A 21,074-nucleotide genomic window follows, 5' to 3' on the forward strand; every position below is an offset into this window, starting at 1 on the left:
TAATCCCGGTTTCCCGAGGCTATCCCCTTGTGGAAGGCAGGTTCCTCACGCGTTACTCACCCATCCGCCGCTAAGAAGTTTATCAATCTACCCGAAGGTGTCATGATAAGTTCTTCGCTCGACTTGCATGTGTTAGGCACGCCGCCAGCGTTCGTCCTGAGCCAGGATCAAACTCTCATAAAAAAGTTTGCCTGTTGTTTTATAAATGTTACTCAAGGTATTTCACACTGTTTAGTTGTCTAGGTTCATTTTCGTCAGTCATTTTCCGACCGACCTTTTAACTATAACAATTTTTTTTACTTTTGTCAACGACTTTTTAAAAACTTTTTTAAAAACTTTTTTAAACTCTTAAATGAATATCGTCGACGGATTATTATGATATAACATTTTTGAACTTTTGTCAACACTATTTATAAATCTAGCTTAAAGTTTTTTTCATTTCCTTTCTAAACTTCTCTATAACCCTTTTTTCCACTCTAGATACAGTCATTTGAGATATATTTAAATCCTCCGCAATGGCTACCTGAGTCCTTTTATTAAAATATCTATCTATGAGGATCTTTTTTTCCATATCATTTAACTTTTCCATACCTCTTAATAAGAAATCATTGTTTTCTATTTTATCAAAATATGCATCTTCTTCTCCTATAAGATCAGCTAAATTGACATCTTTATCATCATTATTTGAATCATAGGTTAAGTCTAGGGACTGAGGGGTATATACCTTACTAGCTTCCATTGCCTCTAATACTTCTTCTTCAGTACAATTTAAGTATTCTGCTATGTCTTCCACTCTAGGAGAACGCTGAAGTTCTTGACTCAGAGTAACTTTGGCATTGTTTATCCTCTTTGATAACTCTTGTATTCTCCTTGGTACCCTTATAGTCCAACCCTTATCCCTAAAATGTTTTTTAATCTCCCCTATAATTGTAGGAGTAGCAAAACTAGAAAATTCGAATCCTTTGTCCACATCAAATCTATCTATAGCATATATAAGTCCAATACATGCAACTTGATAAATATCATCGTATTCTATACCTCTGTTAGTATATTTTTTTGCCAGTATCTCCGCTATATAAAGATGCCTTTCTATGAGGATTTCTCTAATCTTATAATCTTGTGTTTCTTTGAATTGTTTAAATAGAGTCTTAGTATCTATTTTATCTATATCCTTCAAGTCATTTTTTTCATAATATTTATCTACTTTCATTTATTACCATCCTCTATATATTTTATCATCTCAACTCCTTCTTCTGAAAAGTTAACCTCATCCATTAATGACTTAATAATCAGAATACCTAACTCCCTTTCCCTATCCAAATCTATATTATCATCCTTAGAAGAAGATACATTATTAACTTTCATTATAAGTTTATCTGTTTCTATATTAAATTGTATGGTAATTTCATCAGATTTATCTATGGCATTTATACATGCTTCAGCTATAGATACTTTTATATCTTCTATTTCCTCTATATTTAATCCAATATTACTAGCTATTGCTGATGAAGTTAGCCTTATTACAGATATATAATCAGGTTTACTAGGAATGGTTATAGTTATAATATCTTTTTTCATTTTTTCACTCCTTAAATACAAATACCTTATCTAGTTCAGTTATGTCAAATAATTTTCTAATATTTGGTTTGATGTTTTGTAAGTATACGGTATTGTCTTTTTCCCTTACTCTTTTCAGTATACTGATTAAAGCACCTAAACCCGTACTATCTACGTAGTCTAAATTTTCACCGTCTATTAATATGTCTGAATCCTTTTTATTTAGTGCTTCTATTATAATTTCTTTAAATTTAGGAGATGTGTATATATCAATCTCTCCCTTTGGATTGACGAGCCAGGTATTGTTATCTTCATTGAATTGAATATTTATATCCAAAGACATACTAAAACCCCCTCTTTTTTGCTATATTTTATATTATTTTATAATAAAATGTAGTTAATGTAAAGCAAATCAGTAGGATTTGATTCTACATATGAATTTATAAAAAAGGTGCTCCCTATACTAAAGAGACACCTTTTTACCTATTCTTCTTCTACATATTTGGCTACTGCCATTACTTTATCGTTTTTATTGTTTATTTTCATTAAAGTTACCCCTTGGGTACTCCTTCCCATTATAGATATATCCTTTGTCTTCAATCGAATTATAATACCTGCCATTGAAATCATGATTATTTCATCATTTTCATCTATTACTTTAGCAGATACTAATTTTCCAGTTTTTTTCTTCGTGTTATAGGTTATTAATCCAACGCCACCTCTATTTTGAACCCTATAGTCATCTAGTGGAGTTCTCTTACCAAATCCATATTCGGAAATAACCAACAGATACTTCCCATCTTCTATTAAGTCCATAGCTACTACTTCATCATCATCCTTTAAGGAAATAGCCTTGACTCCCATAGCATTTCTTCCCATTTCTCTTACATCTTTTTCACTAAATCTTATAGACATTCCATTAGAAGTTACCACTATTATTTCCCTCTTACCATTGGTCTTTTTAACGCCTATTAATTCATCTTCTTCCCTCAAGCTAATAGCGATGATACCATTTTTTCTAATATTTTTGAAACGTTCTAATTTAGTCTTTTTAATGATACCTCGTTTAGTAATCAATACAAGATTACTTTCTGGATCGTATTTTTCTATTGGTATAACTGCAGATACTCTTTCATCACCTGTCAAATTTAGTAGATTGATGATAGCTGTTCCTCTAGCTTGACGTCTACCCTCTGGTATCTCATAAGCTTTCAATGAATATACTCTACCCTTATTTGTAAAGAATAATATAGTATCGTGAGTTGAAGTGATAAATAAATCTTCAACAAAATCCTCTTCTCTTGTAGTAAGACCTGTAATCCCCTTACCACCTCTTCTTTGGGCCTTATATATATCTTCTGGTACCCTCTTTATATATCCAAAGTGGGTTAGTGTAATTATCACATCTTCTTCTTCGATCATATCCTCTATATCTATCTCATCAGCAGAAGGCATTATTCTAGTTCTTCTTCTATCTCCATATTTTTCTTTTATTTCCAATAGTTCTTCTCTTATTACCTGATATATTTTTCTTTCACTGGACAGTATTTCTTTAAGTCTATTTATTTCTTTGATCAGGGATTCGTATTCTTCTTCTAACTTTTCCCTTTCCAGTCCTGTTAATCTTCTAAGTCTCATATCAAGTATAGCCTGGGCCTGCTTTTCGGAAAGTCCAAAGTTTTTCATCAATCTTTCCCTTGCTATGGATTCTTCTTTAGAGTTTCTAATAATATTGATTACTTCATCAATATTATCTAGGGCTATTTTTAAGCCCTCTACTATGTGGGCCCTAGCCTCTGCTTTATTTAAATCAAATTGAGTTCTTCTTATTATTATCTCTTTTTGATGCTCTAGATAGTATACTAATGCTTGTTTTAGATTCAATATTCTAGGTTCATCATCTACTAAAGCTAGCATTATTACTCCAAAAGTAGTCTGAAGTTGAGTTTGTTTATATAGATTGTTTAAAACAATATTCGGATTTGCATCTCTCTTTAACTCAATTACTATCCTCATTCCTTCTCTATCAGATTCATCTCTTAAATCCGATATACCTTCAATTTTTTTATCTCTAACTAGTTCGGCTATTTTCCCTATTAAATTAGCTTTATTAACTTGGTAGGGTAGTTCGGTTATTACTATTTTACTTCTTCCTCTACTATGTTCTTCTATTTCTGCTACTGCTCTAATTCGTAACTTTCCTCTTCCCGTTTTAAACGCTGATTTGATGCCTTCCCTTCCCATTATCATAGCACCTGTTGGAAAATCAGGTCCTTTTACAACCTTCATCAATCCATCGATGTCGGTTTCTGGCTCGTCTATCAACATGATCAATCCATCTATTATCTCTTTTAAATTGTGAGGAGGAATATTGGTTGCCATACCTACAGCTATTCCTGAAGAACCGTTTACTAATAAATTAGGAAATTTACTGGGTAGGACTATGGGTTCCTTTAAGGTTTCATCAAAATTAGGTCTATAATCTATAGTTTCCTTATTGATATCCCTTAACATTTCTGTTGTCAATTTAGTCATCTTTACCTCTGTATAACGCATAGCTGCCGGACTATCTCCATCAATTGAACCAAAGTTCCCATGTCCGTCTACTAGAGGATATCTAATGTTAAAATCCTGTGCAAGTCTAACCATAGCATCGTAAACTGAAATATCAGAGTGAGGATGATATTTACCCAATACATCCCCGACTACCCTAGCAGATTTTCTATATTGTTTTTCAGGATTAAGACCAAGCTCACTCATAGCATATAGTATTCTTCTATGAACAGGTTTTAGCCCGTCTCTAACATCTGGAAGAGCTCTACTTACTATTACAGACATAGCATAATCAAGATAGGAAGTTTTCATCTCATCTTCAATATTTACTTCTATAATATTATTCTTATCCTTATCCATTTTTTTCCTCCCTATATATCTAAATTCTTAACCAATTTTGCATTGGTCTGTATAAATTCTCTTCTTGGTTTTACTTTATCTCCCATTAAAGTAGTAAATATTTCATCTGCTGCTAATCCATCTTCTATAGTCACCTTTAATAATATTCTTTTTTCTGGGTCCATAGTGGTTTCCCAAAGCTGTTCTGGATTCATCTCTCCAAGACCTTTATATCTTTGGATTGAATAATTGGACCTACCTATTTCTTCAAGTAGCTCTTCCAACTCATCATCACTATAAACATAGTGTTCGGCCCTTCCCTTGGAAACCTTATATAGAGGTGGTTGAGCAATATACACATGGCCTTTTTCTAGTAGTTCCTCCATATATCTATAGAAGAATGTTAATAATAATGTTCTGATATGAGCTCCGTCTACGTCGGCATCTGTCATTATTATTATCTTTCCATATCTTAACTTTTCAATATCGAATTCACTGCCAATACCAGTTCCAAAGGCAGTTATCATAGCTCTTATTTCTTCATATCCAAGGACCTTGTCTAATCTTGCCTTCTCAACATTCATTATTTTTCCTTTTAATGGCAGTATAGCTTGATATCTTTTATCTCTGCCCTGCTTAGCACTACCGCCTGCTGAATCCCCTTCCACTATAAATATCTCTGTAACTTCCAGGTCGTTTTCCTGACAGTCGGCTAATTTCCCTGGTAATGTTGTATTATCCAATATACTTCTTTTCCTTGAAATTTCCCTAGCTTTTCTAGCTGCTTCCCTTGCTCTTGATGCATTTATAGCTTTTTCTAGTATTATCTTTCCTTCCTTTGGGTTTTCCTCAAGATAATTAGTTAAAAAGTCATAGGTCAAGGATTCTACTATGCCTCTGGTCTCGCTATTTCCAAGCTTAGTCTTAGTTTGACCTTCAAATTGGGGCTCCATTAATTTTACTGATAATACAGCCGATAAGCCTTCCCTCACGTCGTCTCCCTGAAGGTTATCTTCTTTTTCCTTTATGTGGTTATATTTTCTACCATAATCATTAATGGCTCTGGTTAATGCAGTACGGAGTCCGCTTAGATGGGTTCCACCTTCTTGAGTATTTATATTGTTAGCAAAGGTGTATACATTTTCTGAATATCCATCTGTGTATTGCATTGCTAACTCTACTACTGTATTGTCTTTTTCTGATTCAAAATAGATTACATTCTTGTGAATAGGAGTTTTGCTCTTATTTATATATTCTACAAAGGATTTTATCCCTCCTTCGTAGTGGAAATCCTTTTTAATATTGTTTCTTTTATCCTCTAAAGTTATCTTTACTCCTTTATTTAAAAATGCCATTTCTCTAAGTCTAAATTCTAATGTTTCAAAATTAAATTCTACCTCATCAAATATTTCTTCATCTGGTTTAAATTCTATGGTTGTACCGGTAGTATTTGCTTCTCCAACTACCTGAAGTTCTGTTACAGAAACACCTCTTTCAAATCTCTGCATGTATTCCTTGTTGTCCCTTTTAACTCTAACTACCAACCATTGAGATAAAGCATTTACAACTGAAACACCAACACCATGCAATCCCCCAGAGACTTTATATGCGTTGTTGTTAAATTTACCCCCAGCGTGGAGTATAGTTAGAACTGTTTCTACAGTGGATTTACCTGTCTGAGGATGGACCTCTACTGGTATTCCAGATCCATTATCCTCTACTGTTATTGAATTTTCTTCATTTATAGTAATCTTTATAGTATCACAAACTCCAGCTAGTGCCTCATCTATACTATTGTCTACTACCTCATACACTAAATGATGCAGTCCCCTAGGTCCTGTACTACCAATATACATTCCCGGCCTTTTTCTAACTGGTTCTAATCCCGTTAATACTTGGATTTCTTCGGCTGTATATTTTCTTCCATTGTTTTCTTTGGCCATTTATCCAAACCTCCAATCTAATTATTAAATATCTAATATTTTTCTCTTAGAAAGAGCATTAGATGAAATACTAGAAGTATATAAACTATACTCGAAAGTATTCTTTCTATCTATATTTTTAGTACAAGTTATTATATAGGTATTTATATCTTTATCACTTGGATTTTTTAAACAATCATTTTTTATCAACTTTTCAATATAGGCCTTTGTATCAACAGACTCCTCTACAGTCCTTTTATCTAATATGGCCACTATTTCTTTTTTAAATATAGAAATATTATCACCTATGTGTAGAAACATTATATCTTCCCCTTTATTGTAATACTTTTCCATCTCTTATATAAAATATGGATTTATCCATCTCCTTGAATTCTTCTAAATCCATTATATCTGTTGATGTTATCAGGGTTTGCATATGATTAAAGGACATGGTTAAATACTTTCTTCTATCCTCATCTAGTTCTGAAAAGACATCATCTAATAAAAGTACAGGGTATAGCCCTCTATCTGCTTTTATTATCTCCACTTCTGATAATTTTATGGACAATACTATAGTCCTCTGTTGTCCTTGAGATGCAAATGACCTAGCATCTATGTCATTTATCTTTATCAATATATCATCTCTATGAGGACCTATTTCCGTTGTACCAGTAAATAAATCTTTACCAGCAGACGATCTTAATTGAGCTATAAACTCTTTTTCTAAAGCAGCCTTTTCTTTATCTATATAATCTACATTGGAAATATAATGCAAACCTAGGTTTTCTTTTCCCAATGTTAAGTTATTATGAATTTTTCCTGCTATTCTAGATAGGTCTTCTACGAAATGATTCCTATATAGGATTATTTCTGTACCAATCTTAGCAAGCTGTAGGTCAAATATTTCTAATAAGCTTAAAATTTCATTTCTAGGCTTATTAGATTTTAATAGATTGTTTCTTTGAAATAATACTTTATTATATCTACTAATATTATGTTTATATACAGGCTTTATCTGTGAAATACTCATATCTAAGAAATTTCTTCTCTCTATAGGTCCACCTTTAATTAACTTTAAGTCCTCTGGTGAAAATACCACTACATTAAGTCCACTGTTTAATTCCCTAAAATTATTTAACTCAACTTTATTTACTCTAATCCTCTTCTGTTTATCCCTTTCCATCTTCACCTCTATAAATTTTTGAATCCTTCCAACCCTTATATTAGCTCCAATATAAGCTTCATTCTTATTTAAATTTATTATTTCCTTATCCCTATTGGTCCTAAAAGACCTACCCGTAGCACACATGTAAATAGACTCTAATAAATTGGTTTTCCCCTGGGCATTTTTACCAACAAATATATTGATGTTTTTATTCAGTTCTATATTTAGGCTTTTATAGTTTCTAAAGTTAATAAGCCTAATGCTTTCTATATTCAACTACAGCACCTCTCAAAATATAAAAACATTTTTAAACTATTAATTAGTTATTCTTATTAAGTAGACTTCCCAAACCTTTGTGGTTTGGGAAGAAACTATTAGTGAGTTATATAACCTATATCATTATATCACAATTAATTTATCCATGTCTTTTATTTCTATAATATCGCCTTTTTTAATCTTTTTTCCCCTTTCTTTAACTATTTCTCCATTTACCTTTACTATTCCTTCATTGATCATTATTTTACTTTGTCCACCGGTTTGAGCTATTGCTGCAAATTTTAATAGTTGATCTAACTTTATAGTATCCGTGCTTATTTTTATTTCTTTCATAATTATAATCTACTCCTTTAATAATCATCTTGAGCTAATCGTACTGGCAATACCAAATAAGTATAATTTTCATCTCCTATAGGTTTTATTATACAAGGGTTTAAGCTTCCCATAAAATAAAGCTCTACTTCCTCAGAATCCATTACCTTTATTCCGTCTAATATATACTTGGAGTTGAAGGCTATATTCAGCATTTCACCTTGATGCTTGGATACAATTTGTTCATTAACATTACCTATCTCCGAATTAGATTTTATAATCAGTTGATCCTCTACTACATTTAATTTAACCAAATTAGCTTTTTGTTCATTTGCCAGTAGGGATGCCCTTTCTAAACTGTCTTGAAAATCTTTTCTATCTACTATTACATTGGTTTTGTGATCTTTTCGAATAATATCGTTGTAATTTAAAAATTGCCCCTCTAATAATCTAGAGGATACAGAGGTTTCTCCCATGTTGAATATAACATGACCTGGAGCAATAGTTATAGTTAACTCTTCATCATTGTCATCAAGTATTTTGTTCAATTCATTTAACACTCTAGCCGGTATTACTATCTTTACATCTTCATCTATATTGATTGGAATGCTTCTAAGGGCTAATCTATAACCGTCTAGTGCAACAAAAGAACCTATTCCATCTTTTATTTCTAATAAAACACCAGTAAGTATTGGTCTTGTTTCATCTTGAGTTGTGGCAAATACCGTTTGTCTAATTGCAGATTTAAATAGATCTTTAGGTATATTAAAGGAGTTTTTATTAATAATAGCAGGCAACTCCGGATATTCCGAAGGATTACTACCTAATATATTGAATTCAGAATTTTCACATTTAATGTTTATATTGTTTTCTTTAACTTCTATATTGATAGTAGAATTGGGTAATTTTTTGACTATATCCCCAAATATTCTTGAATTTACCACTATAGAACCTTCTTCTAGTATACTACAATCTACATAGGTTTCTATTCCAATTTCTAAATCTGTAGCAGTAAGTTTTAATTTGCTATCAACAGTTTCTAATAATATACCATCTAGTATTTGTAATGTAGTTCTTGAGGAAATACCTTTTTGTGCGATATTTATGTGATTGGATAAACTTCTTTGGTCTATTTGTATTCTCAATTGATAATACCCTCCTTTTGTTTTATCTGCATATAGATACAGATTAATATAATACTATAGTAGTAATAGTAGTAGGGGCTGTTAGTATGTGTATAACTACATCTAAAACATTAATTATAGAGTATGTAGGATTTAATAGAATGTTAATAATTGAATTATAATTAGTATAGTTATCCCCATTTTAATAACCTCAAATATTATAAAGAACTATTAACATTTAATCAACAAACATACTAACAATTTTTGTTGATTACTCCCCTTTTATCTCTTTTAATAGATAATCAATTTTACTTTTAAATTCTTCGGATTCATTTATATCCGTTTCTATTTTATCATAGGCGTGTATTACAGTAGTATGATCCCTTCCACCAAATTCATCGCCTATTTTTGGTAATGAAAGATCTGTCAATTCCCTCGTTAAATACATAGCTATTTGTCTGGGATAGGCAATAGCCCTAGTTCTTTTTTTAGAATCGAAGTCTTCAATTTTAATATTAAATTCCTTAGAAACTACATCCTTAATTAAATTTACAGTTATCTCTCTGGGTTTATTATTGGATATAATGTCTTTTAATGCCTCTTCAGCTAATTCTACCGTTACTTCTTTGTTAGTTAGAGATGAATAGGCAACTATCCTAATTAAAGCTCCTTCTAATTCTCTAATATTTGACTGGATTTTAGTTGCAATATATAACATTACATCATTTGGAACATTGATATTTTCAACTTTTGCTTTTTTCTTTAGTATAGCTATTCTAGTCTCTAGATCTGGTGGTTGAATATCGGCTATTAGACCCCATTCAAATCTTGACCTTAATCTATCTTCTAGAGTAGGTATTTCTTTTGGAGGTCTATCGCTAGAGATAATGATCTGTTTATTAGCTTCATGCAATGCGTTAAAGGTGTGAAAGAATTCTTCTTGAGTACTTTCTTTACCTGCTATGAATTGTATATCGTCTACTAATAATACATCTACATTTCTATATTTGTTCCTAAATTCATTGTTTCTATCATCTCTGATGGAGTTAATAAGCTCATTCGTAAATTTTTCAGAGGATACATATACTACTTTTGAGTCTGGAGTCTGGCTTAATATGTAGTGTCCAATGGCATGCATCAGATGGGTTTTACCTAAACCTACACCTCCATATATAAATAGGGGATTGTAAGCCTGAGCTGGTGCTTCTGCTACTGCTAAAGAAGCTGCATGGGCAAATCTATTACTATTGCCAATGACGAATGTGTCAAAGGTATATTTAGGGTTTAATTGTGCTCTTCTGTTATCTTCTATATTTTCCATATGTATAGATTGTCCAATATTTGCATTTACTTCTTCGCCAGGTATTATGAATTGAACGATATACTCTTCTTTAGTAACTTGAGCTATAGCGTTTTTAATTAAATTTAAGTATCGACCCTCTAAAATTCCTTTGGTGAACTCATTTGGGGCAACAAGAATGACCCTATCCTCAGTGATAGCAATAGGTTTTATTGTTTTAAGCCATGTATTAAAGCTTACTTCTGTTAGTTCTACTTTTATTATGTTTAGAACCTCTGTCCAGATATTATCTAAATTTGAATCCATTTTAAAAAATCCTCCTATTATATTGTAAATTATAGCCATTATAAAGATTATTTATAACTAATTAAATAAAATATCAACAACTTTATCCACAGGAAAAGAAAAAATAATGATTAATAATATATAAATAAAGTGGTATAATAATTGTGGATAAGCTATATACAAATTGTGTATATTCAATATAAAACCCAATATAGTTAATAATATCCACAAGGTTGTATATAATATTTTTGTGGATAACAAACTTACTAAATAGCTAAGTTAGAGCAACCTATTAAAAAGCAGAATTATAACTTATACACAATTTATCCACAATATGTGCATAAGTAGGAAATATTAGATAAGAAAAAAACTATCCACATACCTATTTAATGATATCAAAAAAAATGAATTATATCAACATAATTATCCACAGCATAAATAGATTGTTAATAATTTCGATTGTGGATATAGAAAGGTTTAAATTTCTTGACATATACGAATAGTATAAATATAATCTATAGTAGTATTTATGTTTCCTTTAAGGAAAACTTAATATGTCGTTATAGATAGGAAATACTGAAGGGGGTGTACTAATTATGAAAAGGACTTACCAACCTAAAAAGAGACAAAGAAGTAAGGAACATGGTTTTAGAAAAAGAATGAAGACTAAGTCAGGCAGAAATATAATAAAGAGAAGAAGAAGAAAAGGTAGGAAGAAATTATCAGCATAAGGCCGCGATAAAGGTGGCCTTTTTATAAATATTTAGTTTGAGGTTTTAAACCTTGTATTTATGAGGAGCATTGTAATGGAAAAAAAGCATAGGTTAAGGAATAATGAGGATTTTAAAAAGGTCTACAGAAAGGGAAAAAACTATTGGAATAGGAATATTGTATTGTATGTGACGAAAAATGGGTTTGACTACTCTAGAATTGGATTTTCCGTTACTAAGAAGATAGGTAATAGTGTTGTGAGAAATAGAGTGAAAAGACGTATGAGAGAAATTTGTAGATTAAACTTTGATAATATTAAGGAAGGATATGATATAATATTCATACCTAAGAGAAATGTCATAGATATTGATTATTTAGAATTGGAAAGTGCAATGCTTCATATATTGAAATTAGCTCATCTAAAAAAGAATTCAGGTGGAAAGTGATGGCTAAATTAGCTATTTTGTTAATAAAATTTTATCAAAAGTTTATTTCAAAGTATATACTTATTGGAAGAAATTGCAGATTTTATCCAACTTGTTCACAATATTCTATTGAAGCTTATACAAAATATGGTTTTTTAAAAGGAACCTATATAAGTTTACGTAGAATTTTGAAATGCCATCCATTTAACGAGGGTGGGTATGATCCGCTAAGATGATTGGAGGTTAATCAATGAGAGCCCTTCTTGGAAATTTATTTGGAGGATTGTTAAAACTTGTTTTTGATATGGTTTCTAGCATAGGTACCGAGCCGGAATATTTTTCTTATTATGCGATAGCAATAATAATTACTACCATAATATTTAAATTCATACTTCTACCTATTTCTCTACATCAGAGTAAGTCTACTAAGAAGATGAATGAAATTCAACCGAAAATGAAAGAAATTCAAAATAAATATAAAAATGACCCACAGACCCAACAAGCGAAGATGATGGAATTATACAAGGAAAACAATTATAATCCTATGTCTGGGTGTTTGATCCTGTTAATTCAATTCCCTATTATAATAGCTTTTTTTAGTGTTTTAAGGGATCCTATTACCTATGTATTTAAAGATCCTAAGGTATATGAAGCTATAAGTAAGAATTTTTTATGGATTACCAATTTAGAACAACCAGATCCTTATCTATGGGGATTGCCGCTATTGGCTGCATTAACTACTTATTTACAGAGTATGCTTATGACTGCAAATGTACAAACTGATCCTCAAGCTCAAGCGACTCAAAAAACTATGAATATATTTCTTCCCTTGATGATATTTTGGGCTGCTAGATCTTTTGCTGCTGGATTGGCCCTCTACTGGGTTATAGGTAATATATTTCAAATTATTCAGCAATTGATAATCAATAGGTCTATGGGTAAGATTAAGGAGGATAGAGGATAGAATGAGGTCTGTTATTAAGATTTCTAAAACTATTGAAGAAGCAGTAGACATGGCTTTGGAAGAACTGGGAGTTAATGAGGAGGATGTTCATGTAGAGGTATTGGCAGAGCCTAGTAAAGGACTCTTCGGGTTAATAGGTAATAAGGATGCTACCGTTAAAGTTACTGTAACCAATGATCCTGTAGAAATAGTTGAAAATTTGCTGAATAGAATACTATTGCATATGAGTGTAAAAGGAAGTTGTATGGTTAGAAAAGAGGGTTCATGCTTACATGTAGATATTATCGATATTAGTTCTTCAGATATGGGTATAGTAATAGGTAAAAGAGGTAATACATTAGATTCTATTCAATACTTATTGAGTTTAGCTGTTAACAAAAATAGAGAAAACTATATTAAAGTAATAGTTGATGCAAAAGGGTATAGGAAACGCAGAGAAGATACTTTGATTAGATTAGCGAATAAAATGGCACAAAAAGCAAAGTATAGTAATAGACCAGTAAGATTGGAGCCGATGAATCCCTATGAGAGAAGGATTATTCATTCAGCATTACAGCATGTAGATGGTATAGATACTCACAGTGAAGGTGAGGATCCTTATAGAAGAGTAGTAATTGAAGCGAAATAACTTATTTTAAAAACCCAGTTCTGAACTGGGTTTCTCTTATCTATCAGAAGGTGAGGTGAATAAATATGGTTGATACTATTGCAGCTATTTCTACCGCCATTGGCGAATCCGGAATTGGTATTGTAAGAATGAGCGGTAAGGATTCTTTAAATATTGCAAACAAGCTATTTAAAGGAAAAAAAGTTAATAGATTAATGGATGCGGAAAGTAGGAAATTAACCTATGGTTATATTGTAGATCCAGAAAAGGATGAAAAAATAGATGAGGTTTTGATTACTTTTATGAAAGGTCCTCATACTTATACAAGGGAAGATATGGTTGAAATCTACTGTCATGGTGGTATTATATCTGTTAGAAGAATATTAGAGCTTACTTTGAAAAATGGAGCCAGATTAGCAGATCCAGGAGAATTTACTAAAAGAGCTTTTTTAAACGGTAGATTGGATTTATCCCAGGCTGAAGCGGTTATAGATATGATTAATGCCAAGACTGACAAATCTTTTAAAGTATCACTAAATCAACTAGAAGGTAGTTTATCGATAAAAATAGGAGAGATTAGAGATATATTGTTGGATATGATTGCTCATATTGAAGTGTCTATTGACTTTCCAGATGAGGATATAGAGGAGATCACCTATGGAGATTTGGAAAAGAATGCAAAGTTAGTTGAGAAAAAAATCGATGTATTATTAAGAACTGCAGATAGAGGTAGAATTTTAAGGGATGGTTTAAACACCGTAATACTAGGGAAACCCAATGTAGGTAAATCTTCTCTGTTAAATGCAATTCTAAAGGAAAACAGGGCTATAGTTACGGATATACCGGGTACTACAAGGGATATTATTGAAGAATATGTAAATATAGATGGTATTCCATTAAAGGTAGTAGATACAGCTGGTATTAGGGACACAGAGGATTTAGTAGAAAAAATTGGAGTAGATAGGGCAAAGGATATGGTTGATAGAGCTGATTTGATTATAGCTGTTTTTGATGTATCAAAAGCTTTAACAGAAGAGGATCAGGACATTATTAATATTATTAAGAATAAAAAGGCTATAGTACTATTGAATAAATCGGATTTGCCTAGTAAATATGATGAAGATTATATAAGAAGTTTGCTGCCGGATAAACAAATCATCACTACTTCCATAACTGAAGGGATAGGAGTAGAGGAACTAGTAGATGCTATAAAGGATATGTTTTATACTGGCGAGGTAGATGTAGAAAGTCAGATAATTGTATCTAATATGAGACATAAAGATCAACTAATTAAGGCTAAGAAAAATATTGAGGATGGGTTGAGTGGTATTAGAACAAATATGCCCCTAGATTGTATAGAGGTAGATATTCGAAATTGTTGGGATAGTCTGGGGGAAATTTCTGGAGATACAATAGGTGAGGATATATTGGATAAGATTTTTTCAGAATTTTGTATAGGTAAATAGTTTATATGATGAGGTGCTAAGATGGTAGATATTAAGAGATTTCATGGAGGAGATTATGATATTATAGTAGTTGGAGCTGGTCATGCTGGATGTGAAGCTGCACTAGCTGGTAGCAGAATGGGTATGAAGACTTTGATATTAACTATGAGTCTAGATTCCATTGCCGATATGCCTTGCAATCCGAATATAGGTGGAACGGGAAAAGGCCATTTAGTCAGAGAGATAGATGCATTAGGTGGAGAAATGGCTTTAAATATTGACAAATCCTTTATTCAAAGTAGGATGTTAAATACATCTAAAGGTCCTGCAGTTCACTCTTTAAGAGTTCAAGCAGATAAAAGAAAATATCATATAGAGATGAAAAAGGTATTGGAAAGTGAACCTAATTTAACTTTGCAGCAGGGAGAAGTTGTAGATATACTAATTGATGACAACAAGGTTAGGGGAATAGTTACTAGGACTGGAGCTACCTATTATAGTAAAACTATAATATTAGCTACGGGAACTTATTTAAAGGGAAGAATATTTATGGGAGAGGTAAACTATTCCAGTGGACCTGGTGGGTTATCTCCTTCAAATCATCTTTCCGATTCGTTGAAAAAACTAGGTATAGAATTGAGAAGGTTTAAAACAGGTACTCCTGCTAGAGTTCATGGAGATAGTATAGATTATTCTAAGATGGAAATACAGCCTGGTGATGAGGAAATAATACCTTTTTCATTTCTAAATATGGATAAAACCTTTAATATAGAACAAGTACCTTGTTATTTGACTTATACAACTCCTATTACTCATGAGATAATTAGGGATAATTTGTCTCGCTCCCCTATGTACTCAGGGGAGATAGAGGGAGTAGGACCTAGATATTGTCCATCCATTGAAGATAAGGTTGTAAGATTTTCTGACAAGAATAAACATCAAGTATTTATCGAACCTGAAGGATTGGATACAAAGGAGATGTATGTTCAAGGAGCTAGTTCAACTTTACCTGAAGAGGTACAGCTTAAGATGTATAAGACTATTACTGGTTTAGAGAATGTACAGTTTATGAGACCGGCTTATGGTATTGAATATGATTGTATAGATCCAACTATTTTGAAAAGAACGTTAGAGCATAAGGAGATAGAAAATTTATTCTTTGCAGGTCAAATTAATGGTTCATCAGGATATGAAGAAGCGGCAGCCCAGGGTTTAATTGCTGGAATAAACTCTGTGCTAAATATAAAAGGAAAAGATCCTTTTATTCTGGATAGATCTGAGGCATATATCGGAGTGTTAATTGATGATTTAGTGACTAAAGGTACTAATGAACCCTATAGGATGATGACATCTAGGGCAGAATATAGGCTAACTTTAAGACAGGATAATGCGGATCTAAGATTAACCCAAAAAGGTTATGATATAGGACTTGTTTCCGAAGAAAGATATAAAAAGACTATAAAGAAAAAAGATATGATAGAAGAGGAATTAGATAGATTGAAAGCTATTCAATTAACTCCTACCAGGGAAACAAACGATTTTTTAGAAAGTCTAAATAGTGCACCTTTAAAAACCGCAGTTAGTCTATATGATTTGATTAAAAGACCAGAGTTAAATTATGATATATTAAAGGAATTAGATGAAGAACGAAAAGAGCTGCCTAGAGAAATAAAGCTTCAAGTAGAAACACAGATAAAGTACGAAGGCTATATTAAGAAACAGATGGCTCAAATAGAGCAATTTAAAAAACTAGAAAGTAAAAAGCTAAGAGAGGACCAAAATTATGATGAAGTAAAGGGATTAAGCAACGAAGCCAAATTTAAATTAAACCAGATTAGACCAGATTCTGTAGGTCAAGCTTCCAGGATTTCTGGAGTGTCCCCAGCTGATATTAATGTATTGTTAATATACTTAGAACAAAAGCGTAGAGAATTGAAAGGAGAAAAAGATGACTAATGTAGATACCCTAATAGAAGGAGCTAATGCATTAGGAGTAGAGTTAGCTGATGATAAGATAGATAAATTTATACTATATAAACAAGTACTAAAAGAATGGAATCAAAAAATAAACATCACTTCTATAACTGATGATGTTGAAATAGATATTAAACACTTTATAGATAGTTTAACCCCTTTGAATGTAAATTTATTTGAACAGGGAATTAAAATAATAGATATAGGTACTGGTGGAGGTTTTCCAGGAATTCCTCTAAAGATAGTTCGAGAAGATTTAAATATGGTTTTATTGGATAGCCTAAACAAGAGGATTAGATTTTTAGATGAAGTAATTAGCAAATTAGAATTAGAAAATATCATTGCTATTCATGGTAGGGCTGAAGAATTAGGTAGAAATAAATCTCATAGGGAAAAATATGATATTGCAATATCCAGGGCTGTAGCTTCATTAGACACCCTTTCCGAATATTCATTACCCTTTGTGAAGGTAGGTGGATATTTTATTTCTATGAAAGGCCCTGATTTTGATGAAGAATTAGATAAAGCAGAAAGAGGGATTAAAACTCTTGGAGGAAGGGTAAAGGATGCCAAACTTATAACTTTACCAAAAAGTGATATAACCCATAGTTTGATAATTATTGAGAAGATAAAAGAAACTCCGACAAAATATCCTAGAGGTGGGGGAAAACCTAAAAAAAATCCGCTGTAATTCAATATATTTTGTCTATAAAAAGTTTGGGCAATAAGAAGGAAATAATTTTTTTTTGTTGAATATAGAATTGATAGATTTAATAATCTTTTTGGGGAGTGGGATATGATGAAAAATGAACAACCGGAAATAAAGTATATTCCAATTGAATCCATAAGACCAAATCCATATCAACCACGTAAGGATTTTAACAAAAAATCTTTAGAAGAGTTGAGCCAATCCATTAAATCCTTTGGTTTAATACAACCTATTAGTGTTAGGAAGATTCAGGATGAGAGCTATGAGCTCATTGCAGGTGAAAGAAGGCTTAGAGCATCAGAATTGGCCGAACTTCAGGAGATACCTGCTATAGTAGTAGAATATAAAGATAATGAATCTGCTATGATTGCCTTAATAGAAAACCTACAACGAGAAGATTTAAATTTTATAGAAGAAGCTGAAGGATATAATAATTTAATATTTGATCACGGTTTTACACAGCAACAATTGGCAGAAAAGATGGGTAAAAGTCAATCAACTATAGCTAATAAATTAAGGCTACTGAAATTATCAAGTGATATTCAGAGAGATCTGATTGAATATGATTTGACAGAAAGACATGGACGAGCTTTATTAAAATTACCAGATGAACAGTTAAAGCGTGAGGTATTAGATAGGGTAATTAAAGATGAATTAAATGTAAGCAAAACAGAAAATTTAGTAAATGAGATATTGAATGATTTAACAAGGGATGATGTAAAGGAAGATAAACCTAATGTTAAAGGATTAATTAGCACAAGGATATATTTAAATACTATTAAAAACGCTTATACTGCAATAAGGGAAAGTGGAGTTGATGCTGAATATCAGGAATTGGACAAAGGGGATTTTGTTGAGGTGACTATTAAAATCCCTAAAAAATAATGGTTGTTTTACGTGAAACATAATAAAAGCAGACCTAGGTCTGCTTTTATTATGTTTCATTTAAATAATTTCTACCCTCAGGTGTATATCGGTAAATTACGAATTTTTCTAGACTATCTGCGGTTGTAGGGACTGGTATTTTGTTGATCATTTGAAAAGGAGTATGATTGTTAAGGAAAAGTTTATATTCAGGTATTGGGTAGTATAGGATCATATCTATAGGTCGAGTTTCTTTTTTTATTGACTTTAAAATATTGTGAACTACCTTTTTAAAAATATTTACTGAAAAGGGATTAAATAAGTAGAATAAATTGTCCGTTAATTCTATCTCATAATGCTCTGCTAGCCCATATTCTAATTTTATAGGAGCCTTAATATGTTTGGCTTTTTGCTTGTATCTAAACTTGTTATTCAGGGCTTCTTCGTAGGTTCTATCATGGGCCTCTACTCCTGTAACTGGCACATGGAAACGGTTATGTATGTAGAAAGCTACACGGCCACGACCACATCCAAAATCTACTACCTTATGGTTTTTATCAATTTTATAAGCTTGAAATAGCTTGTCCAGTGCTGTATAGGGTGTAGCTTCATATCGATTATAGTGTATAATCTTCGTACCCCATTCTCTAATGCCAGTAGTTTTAATATTTAGTTTTTTATCATACATTTTTTCTGCCATTTATACCACTTCCTTTAATAAATATTTATTATCACTATTTATTTTATTAGATTTAGCGTAAAATTGCCAATACGACATAACTAAAATTGTTTCACGTGAAACAATTTTAATATTTAGAAAAAGATTTTCTTTTAGTTCTTTTATTTGATATTATATAATAAAGGAATAACTATGGGAGTGTAAAAAATGGCTCGGATAATTACTATATTTAATCAAAAAGGTGGAGTGGGTAAGACGACAACGGTAATAAATTTAGCTGCAGCTTTGGGCAAAATGAATTTGAGGATACTAATAGTGGATGTAGACCCTCAAGGTAATGCCACTAGCGGATTAGGAATTGAAAAGACTCAGCTAAAGCTATCTACTTATGATGCATTAATAAATGGAGTAGGTTTGAATGAAATCATTCAAAAGACTTCTGCAGAAAATGTAGATATTGTTCCGTCTAATGTGGAGTTAGCAGGATCAGAAATAGAATTGATAGAAATGGATAATAGAGAGCTGGCACTAAAAAAAGCTATGGAAGTAATAGAAGATGTATATGATTATATATTTATCGACTGCCCTCCTTCATTGGGTTTATTGAGTATCAATGGTCTTTCCGCTTCCCATAGCGTATTAATACCAATACAATGTGAGTATTATGCTCTAGAAGGAGTTAGTCAATTAGTAGATACTATCATGTTAGTTAAGAGAAGTTTAAATCCAGAATTGGAAATAGAAGGTGTTGTCCTCAGCATGTTTGATGGAAGAACTAATTTATCCATTCAAGTAGTAGATGAAGTGAAAAAATATTTTAAAGGGAAGGTTTATACTTCGATTATACCGCGAAATGTAAGATTAGCTGAAGCTCCAAGCCACGGCTTATCTATAATGGATTATGATCCTAAATCTAGAGGAGCAGAAGCTTATGGTGAATTGGCGGAAGAGTTTTTGTATTTGCAAGAGGAGGAAATTTAAATGGTTACCAAAAAGAGAGGCTTAGGTAAAGGGTTAGCAGCTTTAATTCCCGATGAGCCAATAACAGATTTGCTTAATGAAGAGGTGGACAAGGAGTATATCGTAAATATTCAGATAGACTTAATAAAACCAAATAGAGACCAACCAAGACGAGAGTTTGAACCAGAAACTTTAAAAGAACTGAAAAATTCTATACTACAATATGGTATTATCCAGCCAATAGTAGTGAGGAAGAAAGGTGAGAATTACGAAATAATAGCTGGGGAACGACGATGGAGAGCGGCAAAGGATGCTAAACTTAGTGAAGTACCTTGTATAATTAGGGAAGTTAGCGATAAAGGAGCAATGAAATTAGCATTAATTGAAAATATTCAAAGAGAAGATTTAAACCCTATTGAGGAAGCCTACGCTTTCAAAGGGTTAATGGAGGATTATAATTTAACTCAAGATGAGGTAGCAAAGGCTATTGGTAAGAGTAGATCTTATATTGCAAACTCAGTGAGATTGTTGAATTTAGATGAAAAGGTTTTGGATTATATAGCGGAAGGAAAAATAAGTAGTGGTCATGGCAGAGCTTTGCTTTCATTGGATAGTAAGGATGAACAATTAAAAACTGCTGAGTCCATAGTTAATGAAAAAATTAATGTTAGAGAAACGGAAAAATTAGTAAAAAATAGGTCTACAAAAAAACGAAAGCCAAAGATGACACTAAATAGGGACCCTTTTACCGAAGAAATAGAAGAAAATTTGATGAGAGCATTGGGAACAAAAGTAAAACTTACATCGAAAAAGGATGGAGGCAAAATAGAGATAGAATTCTATAATGATGAAGATTTAGATAGAATTATAGAAATAATCACTAATTAAATGTTTCACGTGAAA

Annotated in this window: 22 protein-coding genes and 1 rRNA gene; 11 read left to right on the forward strand and 12 right to left on the reverse strand. The window is 31.9% G+C overall.

Annotated features, from left to right (window positions below; genetic code table 11):
- From C3E88_RS11095 to dnaA, 11 genes are all read right to left on the reverse strand, one after another.
- A 16S ribosomal RNA gene (locus tag C3E88_RS11095) occupies window positions 1–183 on the reverse strand; the annotation flags it as partial.
- A gap of 235 nt (window positions 184–418) precedes the next feature.
- Window positions 419–1,210: a SigB/SigF/SigG family RNA polymerase sigma factor gene (locus tag C3E88_RS11100; protein WP_236910253.1), complete on the reverse strand. Its 792-nt coding sequence runs from the start codon at window positions 1,208–1,210 to the stop codon at window positions 419–421.
- Window positions 1,207–1,578 carry an ATP-binding protein gene (locus tag C3E88_RS11105; RefSeq protein ID WP_236910254.1) on the reverse strand — a complete coding sequence of 124 codons (372 nt, stop codon included), beginning with the start codon at window positions 1,576–1,578 and terminating at the stop codon, window positions 1,207–1,209. Before C3E88_RS11105 ends, C3E88_RS11100 begins: the two co-directional genes overlap by 4 nt.
- A 4-nt stretch (window positions 1,579–1,582) precedes the next feature.
- Window positions 1,583–1,900, reverse strand: coding sequence for an STAS domain-containing protein (locus C3E88_RS11110; RefSeq protein WP_236910255.1), 318 nt, complete (start codon window positions 1,898–1,900; stop codon window positions 1,583–1,585).
- A gap of 140 nt (window positions 1,901–2,040) precedes the next feature.
- Window positions 2,041–4,470 (reverse strand): DNA gyrase subunit A, encoded by a 2,430-nt coding sequence (gyrA, locus tag C3E88_RS11115; protein WP_236910256.1) that lies wholly within the window; start codon window positions 4,468–4,470, stop codon window positions 2,041–2,043.
- An 11-nt stretch (window positions 4,471–4,481) separates the two neighbouring features.
- The gene (gene gyrB / locus C3E88_RS11120; RefSeq protein ID WP_236910257.1) at window positions 4,482–6,392 is read right to left on the reverse strand and encodes a DNA topoisomerase (ATP-hydrolyzing) subunit B; all 1,911 of its coding nucleotides are present in this window, start codon (window positions 6,390–6,392) and stop codon (window positions 4,482–4,484) included.
- Between the two features lie 24 nt (window positions 6,393–6,416).
- A complete protein-coding gene (locus C3E88_RS11125) occupies window positions 6,417–6,692 on the reverse strand; it encodes a hypothetical protein (RefSeq protein WP_236910258.1) in 276 nt (91 codons plus the stop codon).
- A gap of 13 nt (window positions 6,693–6,705) precedes the next feature.
- Window positions 6,706–7,812, reverse strand: coding sequence for a DNA replication/repair protein RecF (recF, locus tag C3E88_RS11130; protein ID WP_236910259.1), 1,107 nt, complete (start codon window positions 7,810–7,812; stop codon window positions 6,706–6,708).
- A gap of 123 nt (window positions 7,813–7,935) precedes the next feature.
- On the reverse strand, window positions 7,936–8,145 hold the full coding sequence (locus C3E88_RS11135) for an RNA-binding S4 domain-containing protein (RefSeq protein WP_236910260.1): 210 nt from the start codon (window positions 8,143–8,145) through the stop codon (window positions 7,936–7,938).
- Window positions 8,146–8,162: 17 nt separating this feature from the next.
- Window positions 8,163–9,269 (reverse strand): DNA polymerase III subunit beta, encoded by a 1,107-nt coding sequence (gene dnaN / locus C3E88_RS11140; protein WP_236910261.1) that lies wholly within the window; start codon window positions 9,267–9,269, stop codon window positions 8,163–8,165.
- Window positions 9,270–9,519: 250 nt separating this feature from the next.
- Window positions 9,520–10,854: a chromosomal replication initiator protein DnaA gene (dnaA, locus tag C3E88_RS11145; RefSeq protein WP_236910262.1), complete on the reverse strand. Its 1,335-nt coding sequence runs from the start codon at window positions 10,852–10,854 to the stop codon at window positions 9,520–9,522.
- Window positions 10,855–11,429: 575 nt separating this feature from the next.
- Between dnaA and rpmH the strand changes: the two genes are divergently transcribed.
- The 9 genes from rpmH (at window position 11,430) to noc (ending at window position 18,553) form a co-directional block, all read left to right on the forward strand.
- Entirely contained in the window at window positions 11,430–11,564 is a 135-nt protein-coding gene (gene rpmH, locus C3E88_RS11150) for a 50S ribosomal protein L34 (protein WP_236910263.1), read from the forward strand.
- 75 nt (window positions 11,565–11,639) lie between these two features.
- Entirely contained in the window at window positions 11,640–11,990 is a 351-nt protein-coding gene (rnpA, locus tag C3E88_RS11155) for a ribonuclease P protein component (RefSeq protein WP_236910264.1), read from the forward strand.
- Window positions 11,990–12,205 carry a membrane protein insertion efficiency factor YidD gene (yidD, locus tag C3E88_RS11160; protein WP_236910265.1) on the forward strand — a complete coding sequence of 72 codons (216 nt, stop codon included), beginning with the start codon at window positions 11,990–11,992 and terminating at the stop codon, window positions 12,203–12,205. The genes rnpA and yidD overlap by 1 nt, the downstream gene beginning before the upstream one ends.
- Before the next feature lie 14 nt (window positions 12,206–12,219).
- The gene (locus tag C3E88_RS11165) at window positions 12,220–12,933 is read left to right on the forward strand and encodes a YidC/Oxa1 family membrane protein insertase (RefSeq protein ID WP_236910266.1); all 714 of its coding nucleotides are present in this window, start codon (window positions 12,220–12,222) and stop codon (window positions 12,931–12,933) included.
- A 1-nt stretch (window position 12,934) separates the two neighbouring features.
- Window positions 12,935–13,561, forward strand: coding sequence for an RNA-binding cell elongation regulator Jag/EloR (gene jag, locus C3E88_RS11170; protein ID WP_236910267.1), 627 nt, complete (start codon window positions 12,935–12,937; stop codon window positions 13,559–13,561).
- Window positions 13,562–13,620: 59 nt separating this feature from the next.
- Window positions 13,621–15,006, forward strand: a complete 1,386-nt coding sequence (gene mnmE / locus C3E88_RS11175; protein ID WP_336513089.1) for a tRNA uridine-5-carboxymethylaminomethyl(34) synthesis GTPase MnmE — start codon at window positions 13,621–13,623, stop codon at window positions 15,004–15,006.
- A 21-nt stretch (window positions 15,007–15,027) separates the two neighbouring features.
- A complete protein-coding gene (mnmG, locus tag C3E88_RS11180; RefSeq protein ID WP_236910269.1) occupies window positions 15,028–16,941 on the forward strand; it encodes a tRNA uridine-5-carboxymethylaminomethyl(34) synthesis enzyme MnmG in 1,914 nt (637 codons plus the stop codon).
- On the forward strand, window positions 16,934–17,650 hold the full coding sequence (gene rsmG, locus C3E88_RS11185) for a 16S rRNA (guanine(527)-N(7))-methyltransferase RsmG (protein WP_236910270.1): 717 nt from the start codon (window positions 16,934–16,936) through the stop codon (window positions 17,648–17,650). The genes mnmG and rsmG overlap by 8 nt, the downstream gene beginning before the upstream one ends.
- 105 nt (window positions 17,651–17,755) lie before the next feature.
- The gene (gene noc, locus C3E88_RS11190; RefSeq protein WP_442870643.1) at window positions 17,756–18,553 is read left to right on the forward strand and encodes a nucleoid occlusion protein; all 798 of its coding nucleotides are present in this window, start codon (window positions 17,756–17,758) and stop codon (window positions 18,551–18,553) included.
- 49 nt (window positions 18,554–18,602) lie between these two features.
- Here noc and C3E88_RS11195 read toward each other — a convergent pair whose 3' ends face one another.
- Window positions 18,603–19,232: a class I SAM-dependent methyltransferase gene (locus C3E88_RS11195; protein ID WP_236910271.1), complete on the reverse strand. Its 630-nt coding sequence runs from the start codon at window positions 19,230–19,232 to the stop codon at window positions 18,603–18,605.
- 186 nt (window positions 19,233–19,418) lie between these two features.
- Here C3E88_RS11195 and C3E88_RS11200 point away from each other — a divergent pair, with 186 nt between their 5' ends.
- Window positions 19,419–20,192: a ParA family protein gene (locus tag C3E88_RS11200; RefSeq protein ID WP_236910272.1), complete on the forward strand. Its 774-nt coding sequence runs from the start codon at window positions 19,419–19,421 to the stop codon at window positions 20,190–20,192.
- Entirely contained in the window at window positions 20,193–21,059 is an 867-nt protein-coding gene (locus C3E88_RS11205; protein ID WP_236910273.1) for a ParB/RepB/Spo0J family partition protein, read from the forward strand.
- Window positions 21,060–21,074: the final 15 nt, after the last annotated feature.

Origin of the sequence: Clostridium sp. Cult3 (assembly GCF_021655115.1) — a bacterium.
In the GTDB taxonomy this organism is placed as follows: Bacteria; Bacillota; Clostridia; order Tissierellales; family Tepidimicrobiaceae; genus PPXY01.